Annotated in this window: 28 protein-coding genes, 3 pseudogenes and 1 riboswitch; of the genes and pseudogenes, 17 read left to right on the plus strand and 14 right to left on the minus strand. The window is 38.4% G+C overall.

The genetic code is table 11. The features are described 5' to 3' along the window. Window positions 1-30: 30 nt before the first annotated feature. Both ACIQCO_RS24205 and ACIQCO_RS24210 read right to left on the minus strand, forming a co-directional pair. Window positions 31-1,236: a hypothetical protein gene (locus tag ACIQCO_RS24205; protein ID WP_400433880.1), complete on the minus strand. Its 1,206-nt coding sequence runs from the start codon at window positions 1,234-1,236 to the stop codon at window positions 31-33. A gap of 183 nt (window positions 1,237-1,419) precedes the next feature. Then, a complete protein-coding gene (locus ACIQCO_RS24210) occupies window positions 1,420-1,548 on the minus strand; it encodes a hypothetical protein (protein ID WP_400433883.1) in 129 nt (42 codons plus the stop codon). 100 nt (window positions 1,549-1,648) lie between these two features. Here ACIQCO_RS24210 and ACIQCO_RS24215 point away from each other — a divergent pair, with 100 nt between their 5' ends. After that, window positions 1,649-2,950, plus strand: a complete 1,302-nt coding sequence (locus tag ACIQCO_RS24215; protein WP_400433885.1) for an NCS2 family permease — start codon at window positions 1,649-1,651, stop codon at window positions 2,948-2,950. A 163-nt stretch (window positions 2,951-3,113) separates the two neighbouring features. On the opposite strand, the gene ACIQCO_RS24220 is transcribed toward ACIQCO_RS24215, so the two are convergent. Together ACIQCO_RS24220 and ACIQCO_RS24225 are read right to left on the minus strand one after the other, a co-directional pair. Then, window positions 3,114-3,986 carry an alpha/beta hydrolase gene (locus ACIQCO_RS24220; RefSeq protein ID WP_400433887.1) on the minus strand — a complete coding sequence of 291 codons (873 nt, stop codon included), beginning with the start codon at window positions 3,984-3,986 and terminating at the stop codon, window positions 3,114-3,116. 170 nt (window positions 3,987-4,156) lie between these two features. Next, window positions 4,157-4,348: a hypothetical protein gene (locus tag ACIQCO_RS24225; RefSeq protein WP_160725156.1), complete on the minus strand. Its 192-nt coding sequence runs from the start codon at window positions 4,346-4,348 to the stop codon at window positions 4,157-4,159. A 524-nt stretch (window positions 4,349-4,872) separates the two neighbouring features. On the opposite strand from ACIQCO_RS24225, the gene ACIQCO_RS24230 reads away from it, so the two are divergent. The 3 genes from ACIQCO_RS24230 to ACIQCO_RS24240 are packed head-to-tail and all read left to right on the plus strand — an operon-like array spanning window position 4,873 to window position 8,423. Next, window positions 4,873-5,622 (plus strand): DeoR/GlpR family DNA-binding transcription regulator, encoded by a 750-nt coding sequence (locus ACIQCO_RS24230; RefSeq protein ID WP_400433890.1) that lies wholly within the window; start codon window positions 4,873-4,875, stop codon window positions 5,620-5,622. After that, window positions 5,619-6,533 (plus strand): 1-phosphofructokinase, encoded by a 915-nt coding sequence (gene pfkB / locus ACIQCO_RS24235; RefSeq protein WP_400433893.1) that lies wholly within the window; start codon window positions 5,619-5,621, stop codon window positions 6,531-6,533. Before ACIQCO_RS24230 ends, pfkB begins: the two co-directional genes overlap by 4 nt. Before the next feature lie 15 nt (window positions 6,534-6,548). Next, complete coding sequence (locus ACIQCO_RS24240; RefSeq protein ID WP_400433895.1) at window positions 6,549-8,423, plus strand: PTS fructose transporter subunit IIABC; 1,875 nt, start codon at window positions 6,549-6,551, stop codon at window positions 8,421-8,423. 111 nt (window positions 8,424-8,534) lie between these two features. Here the strand turns inward: ACIQCO_RS24240 and hprK are convergent, their stop codons facing one another. Further along, the gene (hprK, locus tag ACIQCO_RS24245; protein WP_400433898.1) at window positions 8,535-9,470 is read right to left on the minus strand and encodes an HPr(Ser) kinase/phosphatase; all 936 of its coding nucleotides are present in this window, start codon (window positions 9,468-9,470) and stop codon (window positions 8,535-8,537) included. 199 nt (window positions 9,471-9,669) lie between these two features. On the opposite strand from hprK, the gene ACIQCO_RS24250 reads away from it, so the two are divergent. After that, entirely contained in the window at window positions 9,670-10,110 is a 441-nt protein-coding gene (locus ACIQCO_RS24250; RefSeq protein ID WP_400433901.1) for a YtoQ family protein, read from the plus strand. Window positions 10,111-10,180: 70 nt separating this feature from the next. Here ACIQCO_RS24250 and ACIQCO_RS24255 read toward each other — a convergent pair whose 3' ends face one another. Beyond that, window positions 10,181-10,621, minus strand: a complete 441-nt coding sequence (locus tag ACIQCO_RS24255) for a YaiI/YqxD family protein (protein WP_400433904.1) — start codon at window positions 10,619-10,621, stop codon at window positions 10,181-10,183. 150 nt (window positions 10,622-10,771) lie between these two features. Between ACIQCO_RS24255 and ACIQCO_RS24260 the strand changes: the two genes are divergently transcribed. From ACIQCO_RS24260 to ACIQCO_RS24270, 3 genes are all read left to right on the plus strand, one after another. Beyond that, window positions 10,772-10,954 (plus strand): SE1832 family protein, encoded by a 183-nt coding sequence (locus ACIQCO_RS24260; protein WP_400433907.1) that lies wholly within the window; start codon window positions 10,772-10,774, stop codon window positions 10,952-10,954. A 78-nt stretch (window positions 10,955-11,032) separates the two neighbouring features. Further along, the gene (locus ACIQCO_RS24265) at window positions 11,033-11,326 is read left to right on the plus strand and encodes an RNA polymerase alpha subunit C-terminal domain-containing protein (RefSeq protein WP_400433910.1); all 294 of its coding nucleotides are present in this window, start codon (window positions 11,033-11,035) and stop codon (window positions 11,324-11,326) included. Between the two features lie 109 nt (window positions 11,327-11,435). After that, window positions 11,436-11,726 (plus strand): hypothetical protein, encoded by a 291-nt coding sequence (locus ACIQCO_RS24270; protein ID WP_400433912.1) that lies wholly within the window; start codon window positions 11,436-11,438, stop codon window positions 11,724-11,726. Between the two features lie 73 nt (window positions 11,727-11,799). Here ACIQCO_RS24270 and ACIQCO_RS24275 read toward each other — a convergent pair. From ACIQCO_RS24275 to ACIQCO_RS24285, 3 genes and pseudogenes are all read right to left on the minus strand, one after another. Next, window positions 11,800-11,862 (minus strand): annotated as a pseudogene (locus tag ACIQCO_RS24275) (PhnA domain-containing protein); the annotation flags it as partial. A gap of 209 nt (window positions 11,863-12,071) precedes the next feature. Further along, window positions 12,072-13,298 (minus strand): RNA-guided endonuclease TnpB family protein, encoded by a 1,227-nt coding sequence (locus ACIQCO_RS24280; RefSeq protein ID WP_400433915.1) that lies wholly within the window; start codon window positions 13,296-13,298, stop codon window positions 12,072-12,074. A gap of 137 nt (window positions 13,299-13,435) precedes the next feature. Then, window positions 13,436-13,594, minus strand: a pseudogene (locus tag ACIQCO_RS24285) (PhnA domain-containing protein); the annotation flags it as partial. Between the two features lie 148 nt (window positions 13,595-13,742). On the opposite strand from ACIQCO_RS24285, the gene ACIQCO_RS24290 reads away from it, so the two are divergent. Then, window positions 13,743-14,222, plus strand: a complete 480-nt coding sequence (locus ACIQCO_RS24290) for a DUF6530 family protein (RefSeq protein ID WP_400433918.1) — start codon at window positions 13,743-13,745, stop codon at window positions 14,220-14,222. Between the two features lie 35 nt (window positions 14,223-14,257). Next, window positions 14,258-14,617, plus strand: a complete 360-nt coding sequence (locus ACIQCO_RS24295) for a GIY-YIG nuclease family protein (protein WP_400433921.1) — start codon at window positions 14,258-14,260, stop codon at window positions 14,615-14,617. Window positions 14,618-14,714: 97 nt separating this feature from the next. Here ACIQCO_RS24295 and ACIQCO_RS24300 read toward each other — a convergent pair whose 3' ends face one another. The 4 genes from ACIQCO_RS24300 to ACIQCO_RS24315 all read right to left on the minus strand — a co-directional run bounded on the left by ACIQCO_RS24300 (window position 14,715) and on the right by ACIQCO_RS24315 (window position 16,706). After that, window positions 14,715-14,936 carry a YdbC family protein gene (locus tag ACIQCO_RS24300; RefSeq protein WP_024027317.1) on the minus strand — a complete coding sequence of 74 codons (222 nt, stop codon included), beginning with the start codon at window positions 14,934-14,936 and terminating at the stop codon, window positions 14,715-14,717. Window positions 14,937-15,041: 105 nt separating this feature from the next. Next, a complete protein-coding gene (locus ACIQCO_RS24305; protein WP_400433924.1) occupies window positions 15,042-15,245 on the minus strand; it encodes a hypothetical protein in 204 nt (67 codons plus the stop codon). A 102-nt stretch (window positions 15,246-15,347) separates the two neighbouring features. Then, window positions 15,348-15,944, minus strand: a complete 597-nt coding sequence (locus ACIQCO_RS24310) for a helix-turn-helix domain-containing protein (RefSeq protein ID WP_400433927.1) — start codon at window positions 15,942-15,944, stop codon at window positions 15,348-15,350. A 144-nt stretch (window positions 15,945-16,088) separates the two neighbouring features. After that, the gene (locus ACIQCO_RS24315) at window positions 16,089-16,706 is read right to left on the minus strand and encodes a DUF4352 domain-containing protein (RefSeq protein WP_400433930.1); all 618 of its coding nucleotides are present in this window, start codon (window positions 16,704-16,706) and stop codon (window positions 16,089-16,091) included. A gap of 227 nt (window positions 16,707-16,933) precedes the next feature. On the opposite strand from ACIQCO_RS24315, the gene ACIQCO_RS24320 reads away from it, so the two are divergent. Beyond that, window positions 16,934-17,716 (plus strand): GNAT family N-acetyltransferase, encoded by a 783-nt coding sequence (locus ACIQCO_RS24320; protein ID WP_400433933.1) that lies wholly within the window; start codon window positions 16,934-16,936, stop codon window positions 17,714-17,716. 470 nt (window positions 17,717-18,186) lie between these two features. Here ACIQCO_RS24320 and ACIQCO_RS24325 read toward each other — a convergent pair. After that, window positions 18,187-18,667, minus strand: a pseudogene (locus tag ACIQCO_RS24325) (methylated-DNA--[protein]-cysteine S-methyltransferase). 296 nt (window positions 18,668-18,963) lie between these two features. Continuing rightward, a riboswitch (TPP riboswitch) is annotated at window positions 18,964-19,073 on the plus strand. A 73-nt stretch (window positions 19,074-19,146) separates the two neighbouring features. Between ACIQCO_RS24325 and ACIQCO_RS24330 the strand changes: the two are divergent. From ACIQCO_RS24330 to ACIQCO_RS24355, 6 genes are all read left to right on the plus strand, one after another. Next, on the plus strand, window positions 19,147-20,142 hold the full coding sequence (locus ACIQCO_RS24330; RefSeq protein WP_400433935.1) for an ABC transporter substrate-binding protein: 996 nt from the start codon (window positions 19,147-19,149) through the stop codon (window positions 20,140-20,142). Window positions 20,143-20,154: 12 nt separating this feature from the next. Next, window positions 20,155-20,445: a thiamine-binding protein gene (locus ACIQCO_RS24335; protein ID WP_400433938.1), complete on the plus strand. Its 291-nt coding sequence runs from the start codon at window positions 20,155-20,157 to the stop codon at window positions 20,443-20,445. Further along, the gene (locus tag ACIQCO_RS24340; protein ID WP_400433941.1) at window positions 20,445-21,206 is read left to right on the plus strand and encodes an ABC transporter permease; all 762 of its coding nucleotides are present in this window, start codon (window positions 20,445-20,447) and stop codon (window positions 21,204-21,206) included. The genes ACIQCO_RS24335 and ACIQCO_RS24340 overlap by 1 nt, the downstream gene beginning before the upstream one ends. A gap of 2 nt (window positions 21,207-21,208) precedes the next feature. Further along, a complete protein-coding gene (locus ACIQCO_RS24345) occupies window positions 21,209-21,946 on the plus strand; it encodes an ABC transporter ATP-binding protein (RefSeq protein WP_400433944.1) in 738 nt (245 codons plus the stop codon). A 203-nt stretch (window positions 21,947-22,149) separates the two neighbouring features. Continuing rightward, window positions 22,150-22,914, plus strand: a complete 765-nt coding sequence (locus tag ACIQCO_RS24350; RefSeq protein ID WP_400433973.1) for a TatD family hydrolase — start codon at window positions 22,150-22,152, stop codon at window positions 22,912-22,914. A 275-nt stretch (window positions 22,915-23,189) separates the two neighbouring features. Continuing rightward, window positions 23,190-23,774 (plus strand): TetR/AcrR family transcriptional regulator, encoded by a 585-nt coding sequence (locus tag ACIQCO_RS24355; RefSeq protein WP_400433947.1) that lies wholly within the window; start codon window positions 23,190-23,192, stop codon window positions 23,772-23,774. Window positions 23,775-23,841 lie beyond the last annotated feature (67 nt).

The following is a 23,841-nucleotide window of genomic DNA, read 5'->3' on the forward strand; positions in this document are numbered from 1 at the left end:
ACGCCGCTGACCAGGGCGCTTCCACTTTTCTTATAAAAATTTCACAAAGATGCCTGCCAGTATAACCGATACAATCGTAACAGTGATGAACCCGCCGACCAGCATTGGCGGCAGCATGTGGCTTGTCAGCATCTCTTTTTCTTTCTCATCATTTGTTAATGATTTAATTACTTCGTTTGTGATGATGTAGTCAGCTGGAAATCCATATAATGCCGTTAAGGATACTGCGAATGCCATTTCCTTGCTTACTTTTAGGATTTTACCTGCAATAAAGGAGAAGATGTACATACCGATTACGCCAATCACAATTGTACCCACAAGCGGATAAATAATTTCCAGCATCATGCTTGGTGTTGCTTGTTTTAACCCGTCAAATACAAACAGCATAAGACCCATTAAGGCAAAACCAAATGCATTTGCCTTTTGTAAGACTTGCTTCTCCAGAAAACCAATGCTTTTTGCAATAATCCCAAACAATAAGCAAAGAACAAACGGGCTAATGGAAACAATAGGTGCCAATAGAGTGGAAACCAAGTAGGCTAGAAAAGCAACTAAAGCAAGTCTAAAAAACTTAAAGTACTCCGTGTTATATTTTTCAGGCAGCTTTTTAAATAGCTTAAGCTCAGGTATAGCAGATTCAACTGATGCTGCTACTTCTGCAGCCGCTTCGGGTTGTCCTTTAACTGCTAAATCTCCCTGGCGATATTGGGTAAGAAGTCTTTTCCCTTCTTTTTTCAACATGATTGAGGTAAGTGGATATCCTGCAAACCCCTGCATAACGTAGATGACGATAGCGAACACCGATAGGGATGCGAGGCCCGCTTCCTTGGCCCCCTCGGACATGATCAACGCCGATACTACACCGCCAACCAATGGCGGGATGGCAACAACAATTGTTTCAAACCCATAAATAAAGGTTCCAATCCCAAACAATAGTGCAATAATCCCTAAAATCCCCGAAAGGGCAATGACAATGGTTTTCCATTGTTCCTTCAATTCCTTTAGAGATAGCAATGTTCCCATATTCGTAATAAGCAGGTACATCAGCATGGTTGCAACAACCGGCGGTATCCCTGCTACTGAAACGATTTCCTTTGGAAAGAATGTCCAATAACCAATAAGAAATAAAACGGCTGAGATAAAGATTGACGGCACCCAGGCTTTGGTTCGTACCGCTACCCAGTCCCCAATTAATAGAATAAGTACGACAATGACTAAAGCTAGCATTTGTGACATAACGATTACCTTCACTTTCTATGATGTATTTTTTTCGTGTTACGAAGGTTTAATTTATATTAAAATAGTATTATAGTTTTATTATTCTGTCAATTGTAAATATTTTAATTTTTATTGCAACCGTTTCCAACAACTCTATTGCTACCAAATTCAATATTTTATTATTTTAAAATAACACGCCAGTTATTGTTGTTTATCCGCCAGTAAATTACTCTTACTCGCCAGTAATTTTTCTGGAGAAGCGGCGCCTGCCACCCAGCATGTTAAAGCTTTAACGCATAAGGAGTTAGGCATCCCCAAAATAAACGCCATCGAAATGGGCAATATAATAGTTAACTATTGAAATTCCGCCTAAAAACGAATAATATATATAGGTTCTTAAAAAATAGTTCGTATTTTGGAGGAAAAACTGATGTTTAAGTTAAAAGAAAATCAAACAAATACCAAAACGGAATTAATTGCCGGAATCACAACCTTTTTCACCATGGTTTATATTGTTGTTGTAAACCCGATTATTCTCTCTGATGCAGGTGTTCCGTTTGAACAAGTCTTCACAGCGACCATTATCGCCTCAGTTGTTGGTACACTTTGGATGGCGCTTTTTGCCAATTACCCCATCGCTATCGCTCCGGGAATGGGACTTAACGCTTACTTTGCCTATTCCGTCGTCGGAGCCCATCACGGAATCACCTACCAAACGGCCTTTGCAGCCGTTTTTGTTGCTGGGATTATCTTTGTCATTTTATCGTTAACTACGTTTCGGGAAAAATTAATGGAGGCAATCCCGGAGAACCTCAAACATGGGATTACGGCTGGAATTGGCTTATTTATTGCTTTTATCGGTCTGCGCCTTACAAAAATTATCACGGCCCATCCGACCAACTTAGTCACTTTGGGGGATCTTCACTCTCCGGAAGTAATTCTGGCGCTTGTTGGACTAGCCGTCACCCTTGTATTAATGGTACTTGGGGTGAATGGTGCCTTATTTTTTGGAATGGTCATTACGGGCCTAATCGCCTACTTTACCAACCAACTTTCCTTCGACAAAGGAATTATGTCGTTCCCTTCTCTTCCCGAAGGACTAATTGTTGCCAATCCAATAACAGCGCTGACAGATGTCATTCAGCACAGCCTTTATACCGTTGTATTTTCCTTCATTCTTGTCACGATTTTTGACACAACTGGCACCATGATTGGTGTCGCTAATCAGGCGGGGTTAATGAAGAACGACAAATTACCGCGTGCCCGTAAAGCCTTACTTTCCGATTCGATAGGTACTACCATTGGCGCAATGTTTGGAACGAGCCCGACAACTGCTTTTATTGAGTCGACTTCAGGAGTCGCTGCCGGCGGCCGGACTGGTCTAACCTCCCTGACGGTTGCCATTTTGTTTATTCTATCGGCCTTCTTTGGGCCGCTCGTTGGCGCAGTGTCCGGTCTTTCTGCGATTACCGCACCAGCTCTCATTATTGTTGGCAGCTTAATGATGGGCAGCATCTCAAAAATCCGCTGGGACAAACTTGAAGAAGCCTTCCCAGCATTCTTAATTATCCTTAGCATGCCGCTCACTTCTAGCATATCAACGGGAATCGCCCTGGGTTTCATTAGCTACCCACTGTTAAAGGCAGTGAAAGGCAAATGGCGTGAAGTTCATCCACTGCTTTACTTGTTTGCGCTGTTGTTTTTTTATCAACTGGCATTCCTGCAGCATTAGTCGACATTCCTCCTCATTTCCTGGCAATTAAGTAATCTGCTGGCAAACTCATGGGTTACTTAACGCCAAAAAGGTTCCTGACCCCCAGTGTGTTTAATCTTTAACACATCGGGTCAGGAACCTTTTTTATTTATTTTGGAACCCACCTTTTGAGAATCATGCTCTAACAGGCACCTTTAACAAACTTTCTGCAAGTTACCTTTTGTTGCTTATCAAACTGGTGATCTAACCAGTCGGCTAAATCGCTTAAAAACTTCTCTTTTCCTGCTTCATCAAACGGACGATGCCTAGCTGAAGGGTATTCATATAGCTGTTTATCCGATGAGGAAGCAAGGTTAAAGAAGTGGCGCAGCTTTGTTGGGGGAGTAATTTTATCATCCAGGCCGTATTGTAATAAAATTGGCAGAGTAATCGCCGGTGCTTTTTTTACTACCCGTGAAATCGTTTGGATTAAGCTGCGTCCTAAACCAGGTGTCACGATATTGTGACGTAAACTGTCAGATTCGTATTTAGCTTGCATCGCTGACTTTTTCTTTAGCAATCGAATCCTGCCCGTTTTTTTGATACTAAAGTCTGGCTTAACCTTCCCCATTAGTCTTATACCTAACTGTTCAATTGGTGTTACTTCATAAGAAATGGCAGGTGAAATCGCCATAATTCCTGAAATACCCGCACTATGGTCCAAAGCATACTCGAGAGTCATCAGGCCCCCAATGCTGTGTCCGACGATATACAAGGGCAATTCGGGCTGATCGAGAGAAACGAGCTTTCGAAACTCGTGTAAATCTCCTCTATATTCATCCCAAGACTGTATATATCCCCTTTTTCCAGTGCTCATACCATGACCGCGCAAATCGTAGGCATACACAATATATTCTTTATCAACCAAACTTGCACTAATATTTTGAAGCCCTCCGCTGTGATCCCCATGGCCGTGCACTACTATAACTGCTGCTTTTGGAGCCGTTAATGGTTCGATTACTTGAAAAAACAGCTCTATTCCATCGACACCATTAAATGTCCCTTCTGTTATCATTTCACGCAATCCTCCTGATGCTAACAATCAGATAAAATGTATTTGTTACTGGCCAAAATACAGATACAAGACATTGATTATTGGTTAGTTGGCTACCATAATCATCAATAGGGACGGTTCACTAAACAATAGAACCATCCTCATATTTCACCTTAAAGCCTAAAGTAAGTCTACTTTTTTGGCTGGTCAAGTGCTTGGTAAGCTAACTGATACTTTCCCCCGTCAGCAACTTCTGAATGGTACAAAGCCTTGAGGGCATTATTTTTTTCAAGGCCATGTTCTGCCTTCAACTCTTTTAACCGTGTATGCAATTCTTTATTATCCTTGATTAGCTGTTGCATTTGCGATTTTATATACTTCAATATATTTAACTCCTTTCAGAACCCCTATTAGTTCCCCAAGTATAGCATGTTTAAATTTTATTGAAAAAAAACTTTTTATTGAAAATCCTACACAATGCTCTTCTCTATTTCTTTTGTTAATTTTTTTAAATATAACCCTGCTATAACCATTTTCGCTCCATACCAAAACATTTCACCGTCGACTAAAAAGATTTTTGTATTTGGTAGAAATGATTGAAATTCTGCTATATGTTTTTCTTGAAATGGAAATGGTTCCGAAGCAAGCAAAAGTAGGAAAATCCTACAATTTACTTTAATTATATAATAAATGAATTGAATTAGGGCAGTATTCCCAATTTTCCCCCTCCTAAATGTTTGAGTTATTTTTCTAACCAGTTATTTTATTGATGTGAATGAATTTGCTCATCTTTGGAATGAAATGAATGATTTTCTGATTGAAGTTGAAAGATTTTGATTGATTTATTAAATGAAATGCCATATGATGATATTAATCACAAAATGAAAGCGTTTTAGGAGGGCGGATTATGTTAGAGTCAGAACGCCATCAAATTATTTTAGAAGCGTTAAAAGAAAAGAATTCGGTCAAAATTCAGGAACTCGTAGACTTAACTAATGCTTCAGAATCAACCATTCGTCGTGATTTAACTCAGTTAGAACAAGGAAAATTTCTTAAGAGGGTTCATGGCGGTGCGGCAAGACTCCAAGGGAAACTCCAAGAACCGAGCATGACAGAGAAATCTTCCAAAAACCTTCAAGCAAAACGGCAGATCGCTCAGTATGCCGGGAATTTAGTAGAAGCGGGCGATTGTATTTATTTAGATGCCGGATCAACTGTTTTTGAAATGATTCCTTATCTTCCAACTAACATTGTCGTTGTAACAAATGGACTTATGCATGCGAATGAACTTCTCGAGAAAAATATAAAAACCTTTTTAGTCGGTGGATTTGTAAAGCCAACAACAAAAGCCATGATAGGTCGAGGGGCATTAGAAAGTCTTGAACATTATCGTTTTGATAAATGCTTCATGGGAGTAAATGGAATTCACCCCCAATTTGGCTATACAACACCAGATCAAGAAGAAGCAATGATCAAACAACAAGCGATTTCTTTAACACGAGAAGCTTATGTATTAGCGGATGAAACAAAGTTTTCAGAAATAGCTTTTGCAAAAATAGCTGATCTACATTTAGCAACCATCATAACAAATGAAATTGACCTTGATATCGAAGAGCAATTTATTAATAAAACAAAGATAAGGGTTGTGACCTCATGATCTATACATTAACTTTAAACCCTTCTCTTGATTACATGATAGAACTTGATCAAGTAGCCTTGGGCGAATTAAACCGAACAAACAATGAAGCTAAATTTCCTGGTGGAAAAGGGATTAATGTATCCCAGGTATTAAAAAGATTGGACGTTGACAGTAAAGCACTTGGATTTTTAGGGGGGTTTACCGGCGACTATATTGAAGGATTCTTAAAATCACTAGATATCCAGGCAGAGTTTGTCCGAATTAAAGAAGATACACGAATAAATGTAAAGCTTAAATCTGAAACAGAAACAGAAATAAACGCACAAGGACCCAGCATTACTAAGGAAAACTACGAAGCATTGAAGAGTAAAATCCGCGGGCTTACAAGTAAGGATATTCTCGTATTAGCAGGGAGTATCCCAGCTTCTATGCCCGATCATACCTATGAAGAGCTTGTGAAAATATGCAATGAAAACGGAACAAAATTTGTCGTTGATGCCGAGGGGGATTTATTAAGGAAAGTGATCCCGTTAAAACCATTCCTGATTAAACCGAATCACCATGAGCTTGGAGATTTATTCAATACCGTTATTACTACCTGTGAAGAGGTAATCCCGTATGGAAAAGAGCTCATTAACCAAGGTGTTCAAAATGTGATTGTTTCTCTTGCTGAAAAAGGTGCCGTACTCATCAATAACGAAATCACTTTAATCGCCACTGTCCCTAAAGGGAAAGTGATAAGTTCTGTCGGTGCAGGAGATTCTCTTGTAGCTGGATTTATCGCAACTTATGCAAGAACAAAATCGATTGAAGAGGCTTTTCGTTTCAGTGTTGCAGCCGGTAGTGCTACTGCTTTTTCTATTGGCTTATGTACCCGTGAAAAAGTGGAAAGCTTACTTCCACAGGTAACCATTAAAATGCATTCATAAAAAAGGAGAATGAAGATGAGAATAACGGAGCTATTGACCAAGGACACGATTAATCTTTCATTAAAAGGTGTTCAAAAATCAGATGCCATTGAAGAGTTAGTACATGTATTAGACGCCGCCGGCAAACTAACAAACAGGTTCGATTTTAAAAAGGAGATTTTTAAAAGAGAAGCACAAAGTACAACGGGGATTGGAGATGGAATTGCGATTCCCCATGCAAAAACAACCGCGGTCAAGCAGGCGGCAATTGCTTTTGGGAGGTCGACCGGCGGCGTAAACTTTGAGTCGCTCGACGGTCAACCTGCTCATCTTTTCTTTATGATTGCAGCTACAGAAGGAGCAAACAATACACATTTAGAAGCACTTGCTCGCCTCTCTTCTATTTTAATGAAGGACGATGTACGTAACCAGCTTTTAGCAGCTAAATCAGCCAATGATGTCCTAAGTATCATTGACCGTCATGACATAGACGAACAACCAGTTGAGCAGTCAATGGCTGGAAAGAAACAATTTATTGTCGCCGTAACCGCTTGCCCAACGGGGATCGCCCATACGTATATGTCTGCAGACGCATTAAAAGCAAAAGCAGCAGAAATGGGTGTTGATATTAAGGTTGAGACAAACGGGTCGGGCGGTGCCAAAAATGTCCTCACGGCAGAAGAAATTGAAAACGCTGTCGCAGTCATTGTTGCAGCGGATACGAATGTTGAAATGAACCGTTTTAATGGAAAACATGTCATTGAGGCAGCCGTTGCAGACGGAATCCGCAAACCACAGCAATTAATTGAGAGAGCATTAAAGCTAGATGCTCCCGTGTACCGTGGAAGTGGGAAGTCTAGTCAAGAAAGTCAACAATCAGGAAGGGGCATCGGAGCAACCATTTATAAGCACTTAATGAGCGGTGTTTCTAACATGCTTCCTTTCGTTGTCGGCGGGGGTATCTTAATTGCAATCAGTTTCATGTTTGGCTTCAATGCCTCTAATCCCGATGATCCAAGCTTTCATCCGATTGCTGAAGCGTTAATGACGATTGGCGGCGGAAATGCGTTCGGATTAATGGTTCCAGTATTAGCAGGATTTATCGCCATGAGTATTGCTGACCGCCCAGGTTTCGCTGCAGGTATGGTCGGAGGGATGTTGGCGTCAAGCGGCGGAGCAGGTTTCTTAGGTGGACTTGTGGCAGGCTTCTTAGCAGGTTATTTAGTAGTTGGCTTGAAAAAGTTGTTTGCTAGTTTGCCATCTTCGCTTGAAGGAATTAAAACGATCTTAATCTATCCTTTATTAGGAATTGCATTAACCGGTTTTATTATGTTATTTGTCATAAATAAGCCAGTTGGCGCGTTAAATACAGCCATTTCTGAGTGGTTATCAGGTCTAGGAACTGGCAATGCTATTTTACTAGGAATTATTTTAGGGCTAATGATGGCTTTTGACATGGGTGGCCCTGTAAACAAGGCTGCTTATGTGTTTGGTACTGGTCTATTAGCAAATGGGGTCTACGAACCAATGGCTGCAATCATGGCAGCTGGAATGGTTCCTCCATTAGGAATTGCCATCGCAACTACCTTATTCAAGAAAAAGTTTAGCCAACAAGATCGTGAAGCAGGAAAAGTAAACTATATTATGGGATTATCGTTTATCACAGAAGGAGCGATTCCATTTGCTGCAGCGGATCCACTGCGAGTGATCCCTTCTATTATGGCTGGTTCAGCAGTTACCGGCGCGTTATCGATGATGTTTAGTATTGGACTTCGTGCCCCGCACGGAGGAGTATTCGTTATTCCCCTCGTTGATGGCAATTGGTTTCTGTATCTGCTGGCAGTTGTAATTGGAGCGATTGTTTCTGCCGTATTAATGGGAATCTTGAAAAAGCCCGTACCCGCGAATTAACTAAAAAAGCCCAATCTCCCTGTGATTAAAATGGGGGATTGGGCTTTTACCCCGCTTACGGTTAGAATAGGAGAACTCTAAATTAGTAAGTCTAGCTAATTTCATTAATCGTTATTCCGTACCGGAATTTGTAATATCGGCCTCAATCCTGCTCATGAACTCTTCTGCTGCACTGTATCCTTGCTGCTTCAAATACCAGTTATTAGCAGCTGCCTCAATTAACCCCGCCACATCACGACCTGGCTGGAGTTGGATTTCCATGGATGGAATCTTAACACCCATATATTCGATATATTGAAGTTCCTGATCCAAATCATTATACAAGGCATCTTTTTCCCATTTCGTCAAATTAATATCTAATGCAATTCGTGATTCATCTTGAAAAGCCTTACGACCATACAAGCGAACCACATTCAACAGCCCAATACTGCGAAGAGCCAAAAACTCCTTTGTTTTTCCATCATGCGTACCAAGAATGGTTTGCGGGCTGAGCTTCTTTAGGACAACAATATCATCAGCTACCAGCCGGTGTCCGCGGCGAATTAACGTATGAGCCGTCTCGCTTTTCCCTACCCCTGAATGACCGCGAAGCAGGATCCCTATGCCGGACACATTCATACAAACTCCATGGACAGCAATTTCTGGTGCTAATTCCTTCACCAAATACGCATCCAATTTTGTGATAAAATCTGAAGTGGACTCAGGCTTGCTTGTTACTAACAAAGGGATACCCTGTTCTACACAATGGTGAGTTAAATAGGTAAGTCCTTCTTCCCCAGCCGTTACGATAAAACATGGCGGATGATAATGGACGATATTTCCGATTCGTATTTTCCGTTCCTCATGACTTAACTTATGTAAATAGGTAATTTCCTTTTTTCCTAAAATTTGAACTCGTTCTGTCGGAAAAAAATCAAAATGGCCAACAAATTCTAGGCCCGGACGATGTACCCGTGATTGCGTTATTATTTTCTGCAGTTGACTTTTACCGGCCACTACTTTCAATGAAAACTTCCGAACTACGTTTTCGACTGTTATTTTTTTCACCCTATATTCACCTCCAGAATAGTCCTTATATTTGAATTATACTTAAGAACATCGAAATCGTCATTACGTTAAAAATAATCATGGGTTTCATATTCGACGAGGTTCCAAGTTTAACCCTATGTAAAAGTACAATTCCTTTGAAAATTTTAATAATTTTATTAGTATAGGGGTAGAACAAATAAATATTGGAGGGGTTATGATGGAGTTAACCGTTTATTTGGCTGGACAGATTCATGATAATTGGCGAGACGAAGTGGAGAAAAAGGCAAAGGAAAAAAATCTGCCGTTAGTATTTGTCGCACCTCAAACAAACCACGAACGTTCAGACAACATCGGCGAAGAAATTCTGGGAACACAGCCTGGAAATCTATATAAGGATGATGCAGCTTCCGATATAAACAATTTCAGAACACAGGTATTAATGCAGAAATCAGATATAGTTATCGCCTTATTTGGCGAGAAGTATAAACAATGGAATACTGCAATGGACACCAGCACAGCAATCGCAATGAATAAACCCACTATTATCATAAGGCCGAAATCGTTAATTCATCCGTTAAAAGAACTTTCTAATAAAGCAAATGTAACTGTAGAAACGGTTGAGCAAGCAATAGAGGTAATAAGTTATATTTTTAAATAGGAATCCATGGGGCTAGGCCACCTTTGGTTATAGCCCATCTGTTCCTCTAATTTTTCACATCGTATTATGTTTAGTGAGAAATGGCTTTTTTAAAAAGCTCCCTAAATTGCTCCCTATCTTCTGATGTAAAAGGCTTTGGCCCCTTTGTACGCTTCCCGCTTTTTCGAGCCATGGCACTTAAATAACGTGTTTGTAATAATTGATCAATGTTTTCATTTGTATAGGTAAAGCCTTTATGATGGAGGACCCTGCACCCTTTTGCTAAACCTAGCGAAGCAAGTCCATAATCTTGCGTAACAATGATATCTCCTCTTATTGCTAACTTCATAATCCGATAATCCGCAGCGTCTGCACCAGAATCAACATAAATGGTTTCCACTCCTGACGGTTGTTCAGCACTGGAAAAATGTGAAAAGCTCGTAACAAGGATGACAGGAATTGCCGCATTCGTTCCTTCTGAGATAATAATATCTTTTACCGGACAAGCATCTGCATCAACATAAATTTTCATTTTTATCTCTCCTATAAATACATGGAATTGTTAATGATACTATTGAAAAATTTTACATAAGTCAAAACTGACCCTAAGTGTAGTGTTTTTGCTCGTTATTTTAAATGTTATAATCATTTTAACTTACAAAAGTGACGAGGGAGAATGAAGATGGAGAAAAAAGAAATTGAATATAAAATTCGCGAATTGAAATATGAATATGTTCGCTTGCAGAATGACTTAGAAAAATTGGAAAATGTAAAAGGGAATCTATCTCCTCTAGAAAAACAATTAGCAGACATCGAGACTGAACTCCATTCACTTAACGAAACTTTGCGAAAAAAGGAATTGTAACCTTAAAAAGGCTGAGATAAGTTATGGAGAGCCGTAAATTAAGTATTTGCCAATTTCTTAAGAAAAGGGGATATTTCAATGGCAACTTCGGAAAAAGATTTAAGAACTTGCAACAATGGACACAACTATTATAAAAGCAGCGATTGTCCAACCTGTCCATCTTGTGAGCAAGAGCGCAAACCAAATCATGGATTTCTTTCATTACTCTCGGCACCAGCAAGACGAGCATTAGAAAACAATGGAATCACTTCTTTACAGAAGCTATCAAAATATAGCGAAAAAGATATTTTGCAATTTCATGGCTTGGGACCTGCTTCGTTACCTAAACTTAGATCTGCTTTGCAGGAAAATGGATTATCATTCAGAAGCTAAAACCCTGCCTTAATGCTGTGGTTCCCACAGCAAAGATTTTACTTCTTTAACACAATACAATGTTCCTTTCCAGTCTCCCAGGAAAGTGTAATGAGAAGGGGTAGTAGTGATGCTGATTAGTGATTTTATTGTTGAGTTACTTAGTAGTCTTTTGCAATCGATTATTCCTACCTCAAAGTCTAAACTTGAAAAAAATATTAATCAGTTAATGGGAGAGGAATGGTTTTCCCAAATGAATAATGATTATCGATATAATTATATCATTTGGCATAATAGGAAGGTTAAACGTTTCTTAAGCAAGCCTGAAAATGTAAAGATTCTCAAAAGCAAAGAAGATGAGAAAGAAAAATTTATCCGTCTTGTTATTCAGGAACATCAAAAATTCGTGAAGTTATATTGAAAAAAGTGCCTGCCCCCGTTGCGTTAATACTTTATTGCATTGGGGATCAGGCACCGCTCATGCACTACATCATTTAAACCTTTTTAACAAATTCAGATTTTAATTTAATTGCACCAAAACCTTCTATTTTGCATTGAACCTCCCACGACTAAAGTCGCAGGATTCTAATGTCCTTTTGGACACTAAAACCCTTTTAAAGACTACCAAGCGAGTGGGATTCCTGCTTCATTGAGAACTGCACTTCACTGTGAAGCGTCTTACACTCTCTCCATTGTCCAAAAGCTCGACAAACAGTATCTTCGATACTGACAGGCACACCCCGCAGTTCCTGCGGTAAAGATGAAACTATATGACTAATAAAGGTGTTCGTAAAATGCGAATTCCTTCTTCTTTAATGTTCTTCGCTGCATTAATATCACGGTCATGTGTGGTCCCACATTTTGGACAAACCCATTCTCTGTCAGAAAGAGATAAAAGGGTATTTTTCTCTTTACAACCATTGCAATGCTTGGAAGAAGCAAAGAAACGGTCAATGAGAATGACCTTTTTGTTTTCCCAAGCAGCTTTATAAGAGACAAACGTTTTGAACTTGGACCAGCTTACATCGGCAATACTTCTTGCCAACCTTTTGTTTTTAATCATTCCTTTTACATTCAAATCTTCCAAAACTATGACTTGGTTTTCGTTCACTAGTTTACGAGATTCTTTATGTAAAAAGTCCTTTCTCATGTTGGCAATATGTAGATGTAATTTGCTTATTTTTTGTTGTAATTTTTTAAAATTGGAGCTGCCAATCTTCTTATTTTTCAACTGTCGTTGTAACTTGGCTAATTTCTTTAGTTTAGTTTTTAAAAACTTTGGATTGTCTACTTTTTTGCCATTGGAATCGATGTAAAAATGGTTTAATCCTAAATCTAAACCAATGATCTTATCTTCCGAAACAGTAGAAAAATCTACTATTTCATGTAAATCGATCACTTCTTCCATTTTTAAAGAAACCGTATACTGTCCACTACTATGATATTTAATTGTGGCTGTTTTAATTTTTCCGTCCAACCCATTTTTAAACAACTGATGATGTCTCTTAGAAAGACGAACTTTGACTTGACCCAATTTAGGCAATTGAATCGTTTGTTTACCGATATCTAATTTGATGTTTCCATTCGTTTCTTTCGTGGTGTAACATTGTTCCGATTTATGCTTCGATTTAAATTTAGGAAATCCATTTTGGCCTTTGAAATACCGTTGAAATGCATCTTCTACTGCTTCCATAGCAGTCTCCAAGGCAAATTTATCCACCTTTTTTAACCATGAAAACATGGAATGTTCTTTCAAAACATTAAACGATTTTTTAAATTCTCCCACATTTAAGGTTTCATGAGTTAGTTGATAAACTTCTTTTCGTTCGCCGAGATAGAAGTTAAACGTAAAACGTGAACATCCAACGGTTTGATGGATTTGTTCTTTTTGTTTTTCATTTGGTTTCATTCGGAGTTTGAGTCCATAATGACGTAGAACTTTTCCTTCTTTCGCTAATTCTTCATTCTTTTGTTTGGTTGATTTTCTAGCCATTTTTGGTTCACCTCCGAAATCTATTTGATAAGAATATTTTACCAGAAAACCGAACACTTGTCCTGTAATTCACCTTTTAATTCAAAAAAATTTTGCCCTAACTCACGACTGAAGTCACGAGTGTGCGGGCACTAATTATCAACTAAACGGATATTTATAACTTTCGTACCTACTTTTAAAACGGATGAGCTGCCTTTCACTTTTAGATCCTTGATTACTGACACAGAATCCCCATCGGTTAAAACATTTCCATTTGCATCTTTGAATACTTTTTGATCTTCATTATATTCAGTTTCTAAGTTCTTTTTAAAAAAATTAGATGAATATTCCAAAAACTAGGACGTGGAGCCTTTCCGAAAATTGACATTTTTATTTGAAAGTGATAAATTTTGATTAGTAATTTACTAATTTACTAAATCAGTAAATATGACAAGGAGCTAAATAATGAAGATTCCAACTACTTTAAAACATAAACCAGTTATTGTTTCCGATAATTATGAAAATGTGGACGGCAGAAATGCTTATCATACAGATGCCAAAGGTCTTTCATTAGGATTGGCTCAGTGGAATGACCGAGGAAAGGTTGATATTTCAGCTAAAGTGTGGAGACACACAGGGGAAAAATGGTCTCGACAGTCTGAGGAATTACCACTGCATCGTGTCATTGACCTTGCGATTCTCGTTTGCAGAACACAACAGCATTTTCGTGAGGCATATCGTTATGAAAAACTATATGATACCGAAAACCCTATTATCGATCGAGTCGGTATACAGGGTGACGCCATGACAGTAGAAATATGTACGGACAATGAAAAAATTGATGATGATATAAAATTATTCAGCCAAGCTCTTAGTGATGATGACGAACTACTAGGTGAACGATTACGTGTCTTAGCAAGGATTTTAAAAGAGATGGGCTATTAAATAAACATTTATTGACCGCGAAGGGAGTGACAACTATGGATAAGGACAGGCGTAAGGAGCTAAAAGAGGCATACAAGCAAGTTAAGATCTACATGGGAGTGTACCAAATAACGAACAAAACCAACGGAAAAATATATATTGATAGCTGTCCAAACTTAAAAAACAAGTGGCTTACCTTACAGGGGCAGCTTGATATGGGCATGTTCGCCAATTTTCAGTTACAAAAAGATTGGAAGGAACTAGGGGCAGGCGCATTTACCTATGAAGTCCTGGAAAAGAAGGATGCTAGCGAAGTGAACGACAGGCGTTGGGAACTAAAGCAAATGAAAAAGCCGTGGCTGGAAAAAGTGCAGCCTTACGGGAATAGGGGATATAATAAGCAACCAACTGATTGACAGTTAGCCTGACCCCTAGTGTTTAAAAGCTTTAGCGCACAGGGGGTCAGGCACTACTTTGCAGAGACAAGGTCCCCTTGTCTCTTTAATTCTCCATTTACAACTTCATCCCATTCAACAAATCCCTCAAAGACCTTAACTCTTCAATGGTTAACGTAACTCCCTTCCCCATTTTCTCATGCTCAGGTGCCCAATCGCGCAAATCGTATTTTGCCTCTTTTCCATTCCAACTAATCAGATTCAGTTCTTTATTCCAGCCTTTAGGGGACTGTGATAACGTCCCCACGGTTTCTTTTATTTCAAATTTGATTTCTGCCATTGGTATTTGCCTCCATTAGATTAAATAGTCACTGCCTAGGCCCTATACATTTTTCAGTGAGATTATGGTTGATTTATGCTCATTCCTCTCACCATTTCTTCACCCTTACTTAAACAGCCTTTTAATCAGTTTAAAAAGATCAAATGTCGTTCGATTATAAACTTTGTTATACGCATATTTCTTGGGATTTCTCAACCATCCATACCCCCTGGGCATTTTCAACCCTGCTCTGTGAACAATCTGTCTTTTTATGCTTGTTCTAGCTGAAATTCTTTTCTTCAAGCTTGGCTTTCTCATTCCGAATTTCATACGAGCATCTCCTTAAGATTCAATTGGCACTCTAATTTCACTGGGCATAAGTTTTGGAAAAGGGTGTCACAAATATAAAGCAGACGTATTCTTCCAGTGTTCCTAATAATTATGTTCATCAAAAACCTCAAAAATCTCTGATTCAAATTCCTTTTGATCAGGGTCACTATTAATCCAATCTGGAAGCACTTCCAAATAATGTCCTAATGCCTCGATGGTTTTCCGTAGAATCGCTTCGTGCTGTTTTTTCTCGAGAAGTTCAACCAATAGTGCGAATGTATCCATATATGAATTTTCGTCTACAATTTCGATTGCCGCTTTAAAACGTTTGATCAGCTTTGCTTTTTCAATCGAACGCTCCATGGTGTTCATTTCTTCTTGATTGTATACAGGTACATCCACTAAATAGTCCGCTTCTTCATCCAATACAAACTGTAAGCGATGACTTTCAACAACAGGTTTTAAATCTCGCTTCAATTTTTCCTTTTGAATTTCCAACTTATCAAGGTCTGTTAATTCTTTTGAAAAATAAGCAGCAGTTATTTCAAACATTTCTTCTAATACGGGCAGATATTTCTTCGGAATGTTTTGTTTTCCTTTGATCCACAAATTAATATTTTGTTTCTTGATCCCAAGCTTCTCAGCTAAGTCTATGTGCTGCATTTGATACATGTTGAGAATATATTCGAGGCCAATCAATCGCTCACCCCCCTGACTATTGTCTTGGTCAATTTATCTTTATTTTACCTTATTTTAGTTGACCTTTACAATGTAGGGAATATTCTTCTTTGCAAAATATGAAAGCAGGCAGGGGAATTTATTTCCCTGCCTTGAAAGCTGATACTAATTCAATTTGATTTTTTCATACTCACCACCAGCCCAGCCAAATCCACTTGAAACTTCTAATGAATAGCTAGCAGCATCCTGTGGCAGTTCAAAGACTAACTTCCCCTTCTTGGATAGCCCAGGATTAATATCTTGCAAGAAAAAATCCATTGAACCTTTTACCACCATCATGACATTCGAATCATTCGTAGGATCAAATTCTCTGCCCCGGTCATCCTTAATTTTGAACATATTGCTATCTACCATTCTAGCTTTTTTATCATAATTGAACGCTTCCAGATCAATGACCACAAACTGGCCCTCTGTCTTTGCGGATTCAATAAATTGATTATCCGATTTGATTTCCTTGGTCGCCTCAACATTTAAAACCTTGTATCCAAGCTTGCCCGTTTTCACTAAATCACCGACCACAAATGCCTTCGCTTTCGGCTTCTCTGATTGTTTCGTTTCAGTTGTCTGTTTATTCTTTGTTTCAGACGTTGTTTTAGTTGTTGTTGCTGCTGCCTTCGATGCTTTGTTCTCCTTTTCGTCTCCTCCATTAAGCATCGAACCAATTACACCCAGAACGATAAATACTCCAACAACTATCATGATGACTTTACCTATTTTCTTCATTTTCTAATCCCCCTCAGTACATTTATTGTCCCAGTCAATAAATTTATCATACAACAACTTATTGTCTCGGTCAATAATTTTTAAATTTAGGGGATAAAGGTTCCTAGCCTCCACTACGTTAAAGTTTTTATGCGCTGGGGTTCGGTCACCTTTCCAAATTTCAAGAAAGGTATTGAATTTTTTGTATTTTGTATTTAATCTATTTAAAAAGCAAGGGGGAATTGGACGTGATTAGAAAACTAACCGACCAAGATCATCATCAGGTGATCGCTTTTTTAAGTGCTGAGCCATCTATTAATCTATTTATCATTGGGGATCTAGAAACCTTCGGATATTCGTCAGATTTTCAAGAAATTTGGGCAGAGTTTGATGAACAGAACACTATGAAAGCTGTTCTTTTAAGATTTCACCAATCATTTATTCCATATGCCAAAGGAGAATTTGATACAAGTGGTTTTATATCTATCATGAAAAAGTACAATCAGCCTGTTTCTTTGTCCGGGAAGTCCGAAATAGTAGAGAAATTCGAAGCCACAGGAGACCTTATACTCGGTAAGAAACAAGTTACCTTCTTTGCAGAATGTCTTACTGATGAATGCCTGAGAGTGGAAGATGTCGAGTATAAAAAGGCTACTATCGAGGATGTCGACAAAATCATTGCACTCCGCAGTTCGATTGAAGAATTTCAAATAAGAAGTGATGCACGCGATCTCCTTGTTCAAGCGATGGAATCCAACACAGCAAGAACCTATTATACTGTTGACAATGATGTCATTACTTCCTGTGTGTCAACAACAGCGGAAAATTCGATGTCGGCGATGATTGTAGGCGTCTGTACTCGAAAGGAATATCGCCGTAAGGGCCTGGCAACTGGAATCATGCAAAAGTTATTTAAGGATGTCCTTGACGAAGGTAAAACACTTTGTCTTTTTTATGATAATCCTGCAGCAGGCCGTATTTATAAGCGATTTGGCTTTAAGGATATCGGAATGTGGACAATGCATCGCTAATGAGCAATGGGACGAGATGCTTATCGAACAAACAACCCAGGGCTGTTTAAAGTTCAGTAGGTAGGTCACACCTTAAGATTTAATGGGCATATTTTAATATCTGCAATCATATATTTATAAAACATTTTCACTAGAAAGGGGAATCATTACCTGTGGATTATTGCATTTCTTGTGGAAAGGAATTATCAATTATGGAGCGGAATCGAACTGAATGCTGGGAGTGTAGAGATACGACAGCAGAAGCATATGCTGAAGAGGATTAATTAGTTCATTGTATTGTTATAATTCACGAGAAAAGATAACGCTTAATTCATTTCATATTGAACCCCCTCGTAAATAGGGCTGTCAAAAAATTAGTAGATAGGCTCATCTTCATCACAATCGGCAGGGGAACCGGGAGACTCCTGAGGGGACTCCTGCAGGCTGTACTTCCTTAGGAACTACAGCCTGCGTGCTTTTTTTCTGCTAACTTAGATACTTTTGAACGTTTTTTCATGTTTAAGCAGCCATTCCTTTCGCCACAATCCACCAGCATATCCGGTTAATTTCATTTGAACCAATAATCCGATGACATGGAATCACGATACTTAACTTGTTTTTTCCATTTGCACTGCCAACTGCCCTAATGGCCTTTTCATTTCCAATCGAAACAGCAATATCTTTGTAGGATCCCGTTTCAGCATAGGCTATTTCCGTTAACGCGTTCCACACTGTTTTTTGAAAGTTTGTTCCTTCAAAGTTGTAGGGGAATGTAAATTCCTGACGCACCCCTTTAAAATATTCATCCAATTGTTCAAAACACTCCACTAATACTTTAGGAGTCTCGACCTGCTTACTATTTTCTGCTAGCTCCCTCTCAGAGAACATAATTGAACAAACTCCCTCGGCTGTCCCCACTATCTCAATTACTCCAATTGGTGATTCATAATCTAATTTATGTAGTTGCTCCATATAAAAACCTCCATATCATTTAACCAAGTCTCGATGAGCCTTAAATTATATTTTTCATTTCTTTAGCTAAATCGTTTCATTCCTATTTCTCTTAGCTTATTACAATTTGTTATTACAGGTAAAGATAATATATTAAGTGGGGCACTTATATTCAACGTAATTGTTAATAACGACTTCATTTCCAGCTTTTTAATATAATAATTTCTTCGTTTCACTCCTTTCTAACAAATTTCCATTTTTTGCACTGTTCAAAATAAAGGTTTCTGTTATAATGTGTTTGGAATAAAATTTAATAGCTAGAATTGTAGGGGGACCGGTGTTGCCGGTTGAGATAGCATCCTTAAGATGCTGACTCTTAGAACCTGATCTGGTTGAGACCAGCGGAGGGAACATATTCTTAAACAAATAAAATTGTTTGCTTATATGCGCCCTGGGTTCTCCCCTAGGGCGCTTTTATTATGTACATAGGAGGAATAGGAATGAAGAAGTGGTTAATCGCAATATGTTCATTATTCATGATTGCGGGCTGTAGCAATTCGAATTCAGCATCAGAATCGAAAGAGAAAGACAAACAATCTCTGAAAAAGGTATCTGTCGTACTAGATTGGACACCAAACACAAATCATACCGGTTTATATGTGGCAAAAGAAAAAGGCTATTTTAAAGATGAAGGATTAGATGTAGACATCATTATGCCAGGTGATGCTGGAGCAGATCAGCTTGTCGCTTCAGGTAAATCAGAGTTTGGCGTAAGCTATCAGGAATCGATCACACAAGCACGCATACAAGGGGTTCCACTTGTTTCCATCGCAGCCGTTATTCAACATAATACATCTGGTTTTGCCTCACCAACTTCAAAAAACATTGTTTCACCAAAGGACTTTGCAGGTAAAACATATGGTGGCTGGGGCTCACCTGTTGAAAAATCAGTTATTTCTTCCTTAATGAAAAAAGAAAATGCCAATGTAAATAAAGTTTCGATTGTCAATATGGGAGATACTGATTTCTTTACAGCAGTGAAACGAGACATCGATTTCGCTTGGATTTATTATGCCTGGACTGGTGTTGAGGCAGAGTTACGTGGAGAAAAGCTCAATATGGTATACCTAACAGACTACTCTGATAAGCTCGATTATTACACACCAGTGCTCGCAACGAATGAAAACATGATAAAAGAAAACCCAGATACAGTAAAAGCTTTTGTAAAAGCTGCTTCCAAAGGGTATGAATTTGCAATTAAACATCCAGCCGATGCTGCCGATATTTTAATTAAGGCAGTGCCCGACCTGGATCCAAAGCTTGTTAAAAAAAGTCAAGAATGGCTTGCCACTAAATATCAAGATGATGCACCAAGATGGGGCGAGCAAAAACAAAAAGTATGGGAAAATTATGCTACATGGATGTTTGACAATGGACTTCTTGAGAAAAAGCTTGTTGCTAATAAAGCATTTACAAATAAATTTTTACCACAATAAGGGGGAAATGAAATGACAAATTCACTGATCAGTATTCAAATCATTCCAAAAACAAAAAATGGCGAAAGTGTTATTCCTTATGTAGATGAAGCAATCCGAGTGATTCAAGAGTCAGGTGTAAAATTCGAGGTCCATCCTCTTGAAACCACAATGGAGGGCGATTTACAGCAATTAATGCAGGTGATCACGAAAATGAATGATCGCATGATTGAGATGGGCAGCAGTAACGTTATCTCCCAAATAAAAGTATTGTACCAGCCATCAGGCATCTCCATGGATCAGCTTACGGAGAAATATAGATAATGATGAAAATCATAGCGAAAGGGTGGAGACCGTTATTGGTTCTCCTCCTTTTATTCATTGGTTGGGAAACAGTTGCGATTAAATCTGGAGTTCCGGATTGGCTTTTACCCACTCCGACAAAAATATTTTACGAGGGTTTCGATGGCTGGTCTAACTTTTTCCCAGATTTATTATCAACGATCAAGTTATCCTTACTCGGCTTTGCATTAGGTTTAGTAATCGGGTTACTTACAGCTATTCTATTGCACTTACTCCCGTTCATTCGGGAATCGATTTATCCGTTGCTAATCATCTCACAAAACATTCCTATTATCGTCCTAGCTCCTCTTTTAGTGATATGGTTTGGCTTTGGATTATTACCAAAAATGATCGTCATCACTCTCGTTTGCTTTTTTCCCATCACCGTTGCCGCATTAGATGGATTTAAGCAAACTTCCAATGAGTTAAAGCATTACATGATTATGGCAGGAGCATCAAATAAGCAATTATTTTGGAAGCTAGAGCTTCCCTATGCCCTTCCATCCTTATTTTCAGGTTTAAAAATATCCGCTACTTATAGTGTCATGGGGGCAGTTATTTCTGAATGGCTTGGTGCGAAGGAGGGTATCGGTGTTTATATGACGCTGGCCTCCTCATCCTTCCGTACAGATAGAGTGTTTGTAGCCATATTTGCTATTGTGGCATTAAGTTTATTATTTTTTTCTATCATCGTTCTGATTGAACGCTGGCTCGTTCGGTGGCAGTTGAAAGGGGCGAAATGAAAGTGAGTCATCTTACTGTTTCAAATATTTCTAAGCAATTTGACAAGAATGAAGTGATCAAAAATCTCGCATTCACAGTTGATAAGAATGAGTTTGTTTCGATTCTTGGGCCATCTGGCAGCGGGAAAAGTACCATTTTCAGTCTAATCGGAGGCATCCTCTCACCGGATCAAGGAACCATTCACTTAGATCATCAAGTCATTAACGGAAAACGGGGGTTTATTAGCTATATGCCACAAACCCCTTCTCTCCTCCCTTGGAGAACGATTGTCGAAAATGTATTGCTTGGGCAAGAGCTTCAAGGAAAAAAAGAAAAAGAAGCCGCATTAGAAATGATCGATATCGCTGGGTTAACAGGTTATGAAAATGCCTATCCTCATGAATTATCAGGTGGTATGAAACAAAGGGTTTCCTTTATTCGAGCATTATTAAGTCCCCAATCCATCATTTGCTTGGACGAACCTTTTTCGGCCTTAGATGAATTAACACGACTTGATATGCAAAAATGGCTATTATCAATTTGGGAAGAACATCGAAGAACTATCCTTTTCGTGACACATAATATTGAAGAAGCATTATTTCTATCTGACCGAATTATTGTTTTATCCAATAAACCATCTCAGGTGACAGCCGAATTTCACGTTCCTTTTTCACGTCCAAGAGAGGAAAGTCTATTTCTAGAAGACGAGTTCTTAGAATGGAAAAGGAAAATTTACTATTCTCTTAAAAAACGATCATGAGTCTCAACTCGCAACCTAGGCATGGAAATCAGCCTAATATGAGTTTATACACCAACATAATAAAGGCGGTGTGAGCAGAGCTATACTTCACAAATTTAAAGTGGTAAATTTATTTATCTAACTTTAGATGGGATAGACTGATGCATTTATGCGACGCTCCGCCCCTTTTCCACAAAAACAGGAGAGTGATTACGTTGCTAAAAATGATTGATGCACATATTCATTTGGATCATTACAACGATGAAGAAATAAAAGATATTATTGAAAGAGACTCATCCTTAGAAGCACTAATATCCGTTTCTTTTGATTTAGAATCAAGTAAAAAAAATAAAGATCTTGCCAACATAAACTCAAAGGTGAAGCCAGCCTTCGGCTATCATCCTGAACAAACTCCCCCTACGGAGAAACATATGGCTGAACTTTTCAGTTGGATAAAGAGTCATCAAAATGACATGGTCGCAATTGGTGAAGTAGGGCTACCATATTATTTAGGGAAAGAACAAAAACTAACCACTCTTCAACGCAGCCAATACATTGAACTATTAGAAGCATTTATTAAACTAAGTAAGGAATTAGAAAAACCTATCGTCCTTCATGCTGTTTATGAAGATGCACCGATCGTTTGTGATCTTTTGGAGAGATACTCCCTTTCAAAAGCCCATTTCCATTGGTTCAAAGGTGATTCCAAAACGATAAAGCGAATGGCAGATAACGGGTACTACATTTCTATTACGCCCGATGTTTTGTATGAGGAGGAAATTCAACATCTCGTTCAATCCTTTCCACTTCAGCAAATCATGGTCGAAACAGATGGTCCATGGCCTTTTGAAGGACCTTTCGCTGGAAAGATGACCCATCCTTCCATGATGAAAGAATCGATTAAAACCATATCCCAACTCAAGATGCTTTCATTAGATGAGGTATATCATCACATTTTTCATAATTCTAAATCATTCTTTACTATTTAAAGGAAGAAGGAATACTGATACCTTAGACATTCACGGCGAGCCTTGACCCTATCCTGTCATTTATGCGCTGGATGCGCTAAAAACGATGAAGAAATACTTCTTAGCAGATTTGACCGAAAAGCAGGATTCTTTTTCATTGGGTAATTGGGATGTAAGAAAATGATTGAGTCCAAAAACCAGCTCTACCACGATTTTTTATTTTTTGTTGAAATTTCTTCAGTAATATAATACTATGAATGATAGTCATTCATTTTTTTAAGAGGCGGTTAAATTATATGGCAAAAACCTCCGACGGAAAATATAATAAAATCTTACAAGCAGCCATTGAAGTCATTTCTGAAAAAGGGCTTGATAAGACGTCCATTTCCGATATCGTAAAAAAGGCTGGCATTGCACAAGGAACTTTTTATTTATATTTCTCATCAAAAAATGCTTTAATACCAGCAATTGCTGATAACCTCCTTACCATTACCTTCGAAAGTGTTAAAGAAAAGATACAAGAAAAAGAAACGTTTTGGGACATTCTAGAGATAATGATTAATGAAACGTTTATTATAACAAATGAGTATAAAGACATTATTATCCTCTGTTATTCTGGGCTTGCGATCGATTATTCAATGGAAAAATGGGAAACAATCTACCAACCGTATTATAATTGGCTTGAGGATATTTTAAATAAGGCCATTCATCATAACGAAATAATTGAAGACATTAATGTAAAATGGACAGCGAAGACAATTATTAATCTTGTTGAAAATGCGTCCGAGCGATTTTATATAAGCCAGGGGCAGGAAGATACCTTAGAAGTATTTAAGGTTGAGGTATTTAATTTTATTAAAAGGTCGTTGTTTAGACCATAAACAAAGTATTGGATTTACTCCAATATTTTTGTTTAACTCAAAAATGACTGACAGTCATTCAATAAAC

Origin of the sequence: Neobacillus sp. NPDC093127 (assembly GCF_044754175.1) — a bacterium.
Lineage (GTDB): Bacteria > Bacillota > Bacilli > Bacillales > Cytobacillaceae > Neobacillus.

What these genes read in the sequence shown, in the direction of transcription:
- ACIQCO_RS24315 (WP_400433930.1), bottom strand. Translation starts at nt 16,706, where the DNA reads ATGAAGAAAATAGGTAAAGTCATCATGATAGTTGTTGGAGTATTTATC.
- pfkB (WP_400433893.1), top strand. Translation starts at nt 5,619, where the DNA reads ATGATCTATACATTAACTTTAAACCCTTCTCTTGATTACATGATAGAA.
- ACIQCO_RS24300 (WP_024027317.1), bottom strand. Translation starts at nt 14,936, where the DNA reads ATGGCAGAAATCAAATTTGAAATAAAAGAAACCGTGGGGACGTTATCA.
- ACIQCO_RS24340 (WP_400433941.1), top strand. Translation starts at nt 20,445, where the DNA reads ATGATGAAAATCATAGCGAAAGGGTGGAGACCGTTATTGGTTCTCCTC.
- ACIQCO_RS24280 (WP_400433915.1), bottom strand. Translation starts at nt 13,298, where the DNA reads ATGGCTAGAAAATCAACCAAACAAAAGAATGAAGAATTAGCGAAAGAA.
- ACIQCO_RS24270 (WP_400433912.1), top strand. Translation starts at nt 11,436, where the DNA reads ATGCTGATTAGTGATTTTATTGTTGAGTTACTTAGTAGTCTTTTGCAA.
- ACIQCO_RS24240 (WP_400433895.1), top strand. Translation starts at nt 6,549, where the DNA reads ATGAGAATAACGGAGCTATTGACCAAGGACACGATTAATCTTTCATTA.
- ACIQCO_RS24260 (WP_400433907.1), top strand. Translation starts at nt 10,772, where the DNA reads ATGGAGAAAAAAGAAATTGAATATAAAATTCGCGAATTGAAATATGAA.
- ACIQCO_RS24290 (WP_400433918.1), top strand. Translation starts at nt 13,743, where the DNA reads ATGAAGATTCCAACTACTTTAAAACATAAACCAGTTATTGTTTCCGAT.
- ACIQCO_RS24295 (WP_400433921.1), top strand. Translation starts at nt 14,258, where the DNA reads ATGGATAAGGACAGGCGTAAGGAGCTAAAAGAGGCATACAAGCAAGTT.
- ACIQCO_RS24210 (WP_400433883.1), bottom strand. Translation starts at nt 1,548, where the DNA reads ATGGCGTTTATTTTGGGGATGCCTAACTCCTTATGCGTTAAAGCTTTA.
- ACIQCO_RS24350 (WP_400433973.1), top strand. Translation starts at nt 22,150, where the DNA reads ATGATTGATGCACATATTCATTTGGATCATTACAACGATGAAGAAATA.
- ACIQCO_RS24220 (WP_400433887.1), bottom strand. Translation starts at nt 3,986, where the DNA reads ATGATAACAGAAGGGACATTTAATGGTGTCGATGGAATAGAGCTGTTT.
- ACIQCO_RS24230 (WP_400433890.1), top strand. Translation starts at nt 4,873, where the DNA reads ATGTTAGAGTCAGAACGCCATCAAATTATTTTAGAAGCGTTAAAAGAA.
- ACIQCO_RS24355 (WP_400433947.1), top strand. Translation starts at nt 23,190, where the DNA reads ATGGCAAAAACCTCCGACGGAAAATATAATAAAATCTTACAAGCAGCC.
- ACIQCO_RS24250 (WP_400433901.1), top strand. Translation starts at nt 9,670, where the DNA reads ATGGAGTTAACCGTTTATTTGGCTGGACAGATTCATGATAATTGGCGA.
- ACIQCO_RS24265 (WP_400433910.1), top strand. Translation starts at nt 11,033, where the DNA reads ATGGCAACTTCGGAAAAAGATTTAAGAACTTGCAACAATGGACACAAC.
- ACIQCO_RS24215 (WP_400433885.1), top strand. Translation starts at nt 1,649, where the DNA reads ATGTTTAAGTTAAAAGAAAATCAAACAAATACCAAAACGGAATTAATT.
- ACIQCO_RS24255 (WP_400433904.1), bottom strand. Translation starts at nt 10,621, where the DNA reads ATGAAAATTTATGTTGATGCAGATGCTTGTCCGGTAAAAGATATTATT.
- ACIQCO_RS24335 (WP_400433938.1), top strand. Translation starts at nt 20,155, where the DNA reads ATGACAAATTCACTGATCAGTATTCAAATCATTCCAAAAACAAAAAAT.
- ACIQCO_RS24330 (WP_400433935.1), top strand. Translation starts at nt 19,147, where the DNA reads ATGAAGAAGTGGTTAATCGCAATATGTTCATTATTCATGATTGCGGGC.
- ACIQCO_RS24305 (WP_400433924.1), bottom strand. Translation starts at nt 15,245, where the DNA reads ATGAAATTCGGAATGAGAAAGCCAAGCTTGAAGAAAAGAATTTCAGCT.
- ACIQCO_RS24205 (WP_400433880.1), bottom strand. Translation starts at nt 1,236, where the DNA reads ATGTCACAAATGCTAGCTTTAGTCATTGTCGTACTTATTCTATTAATT.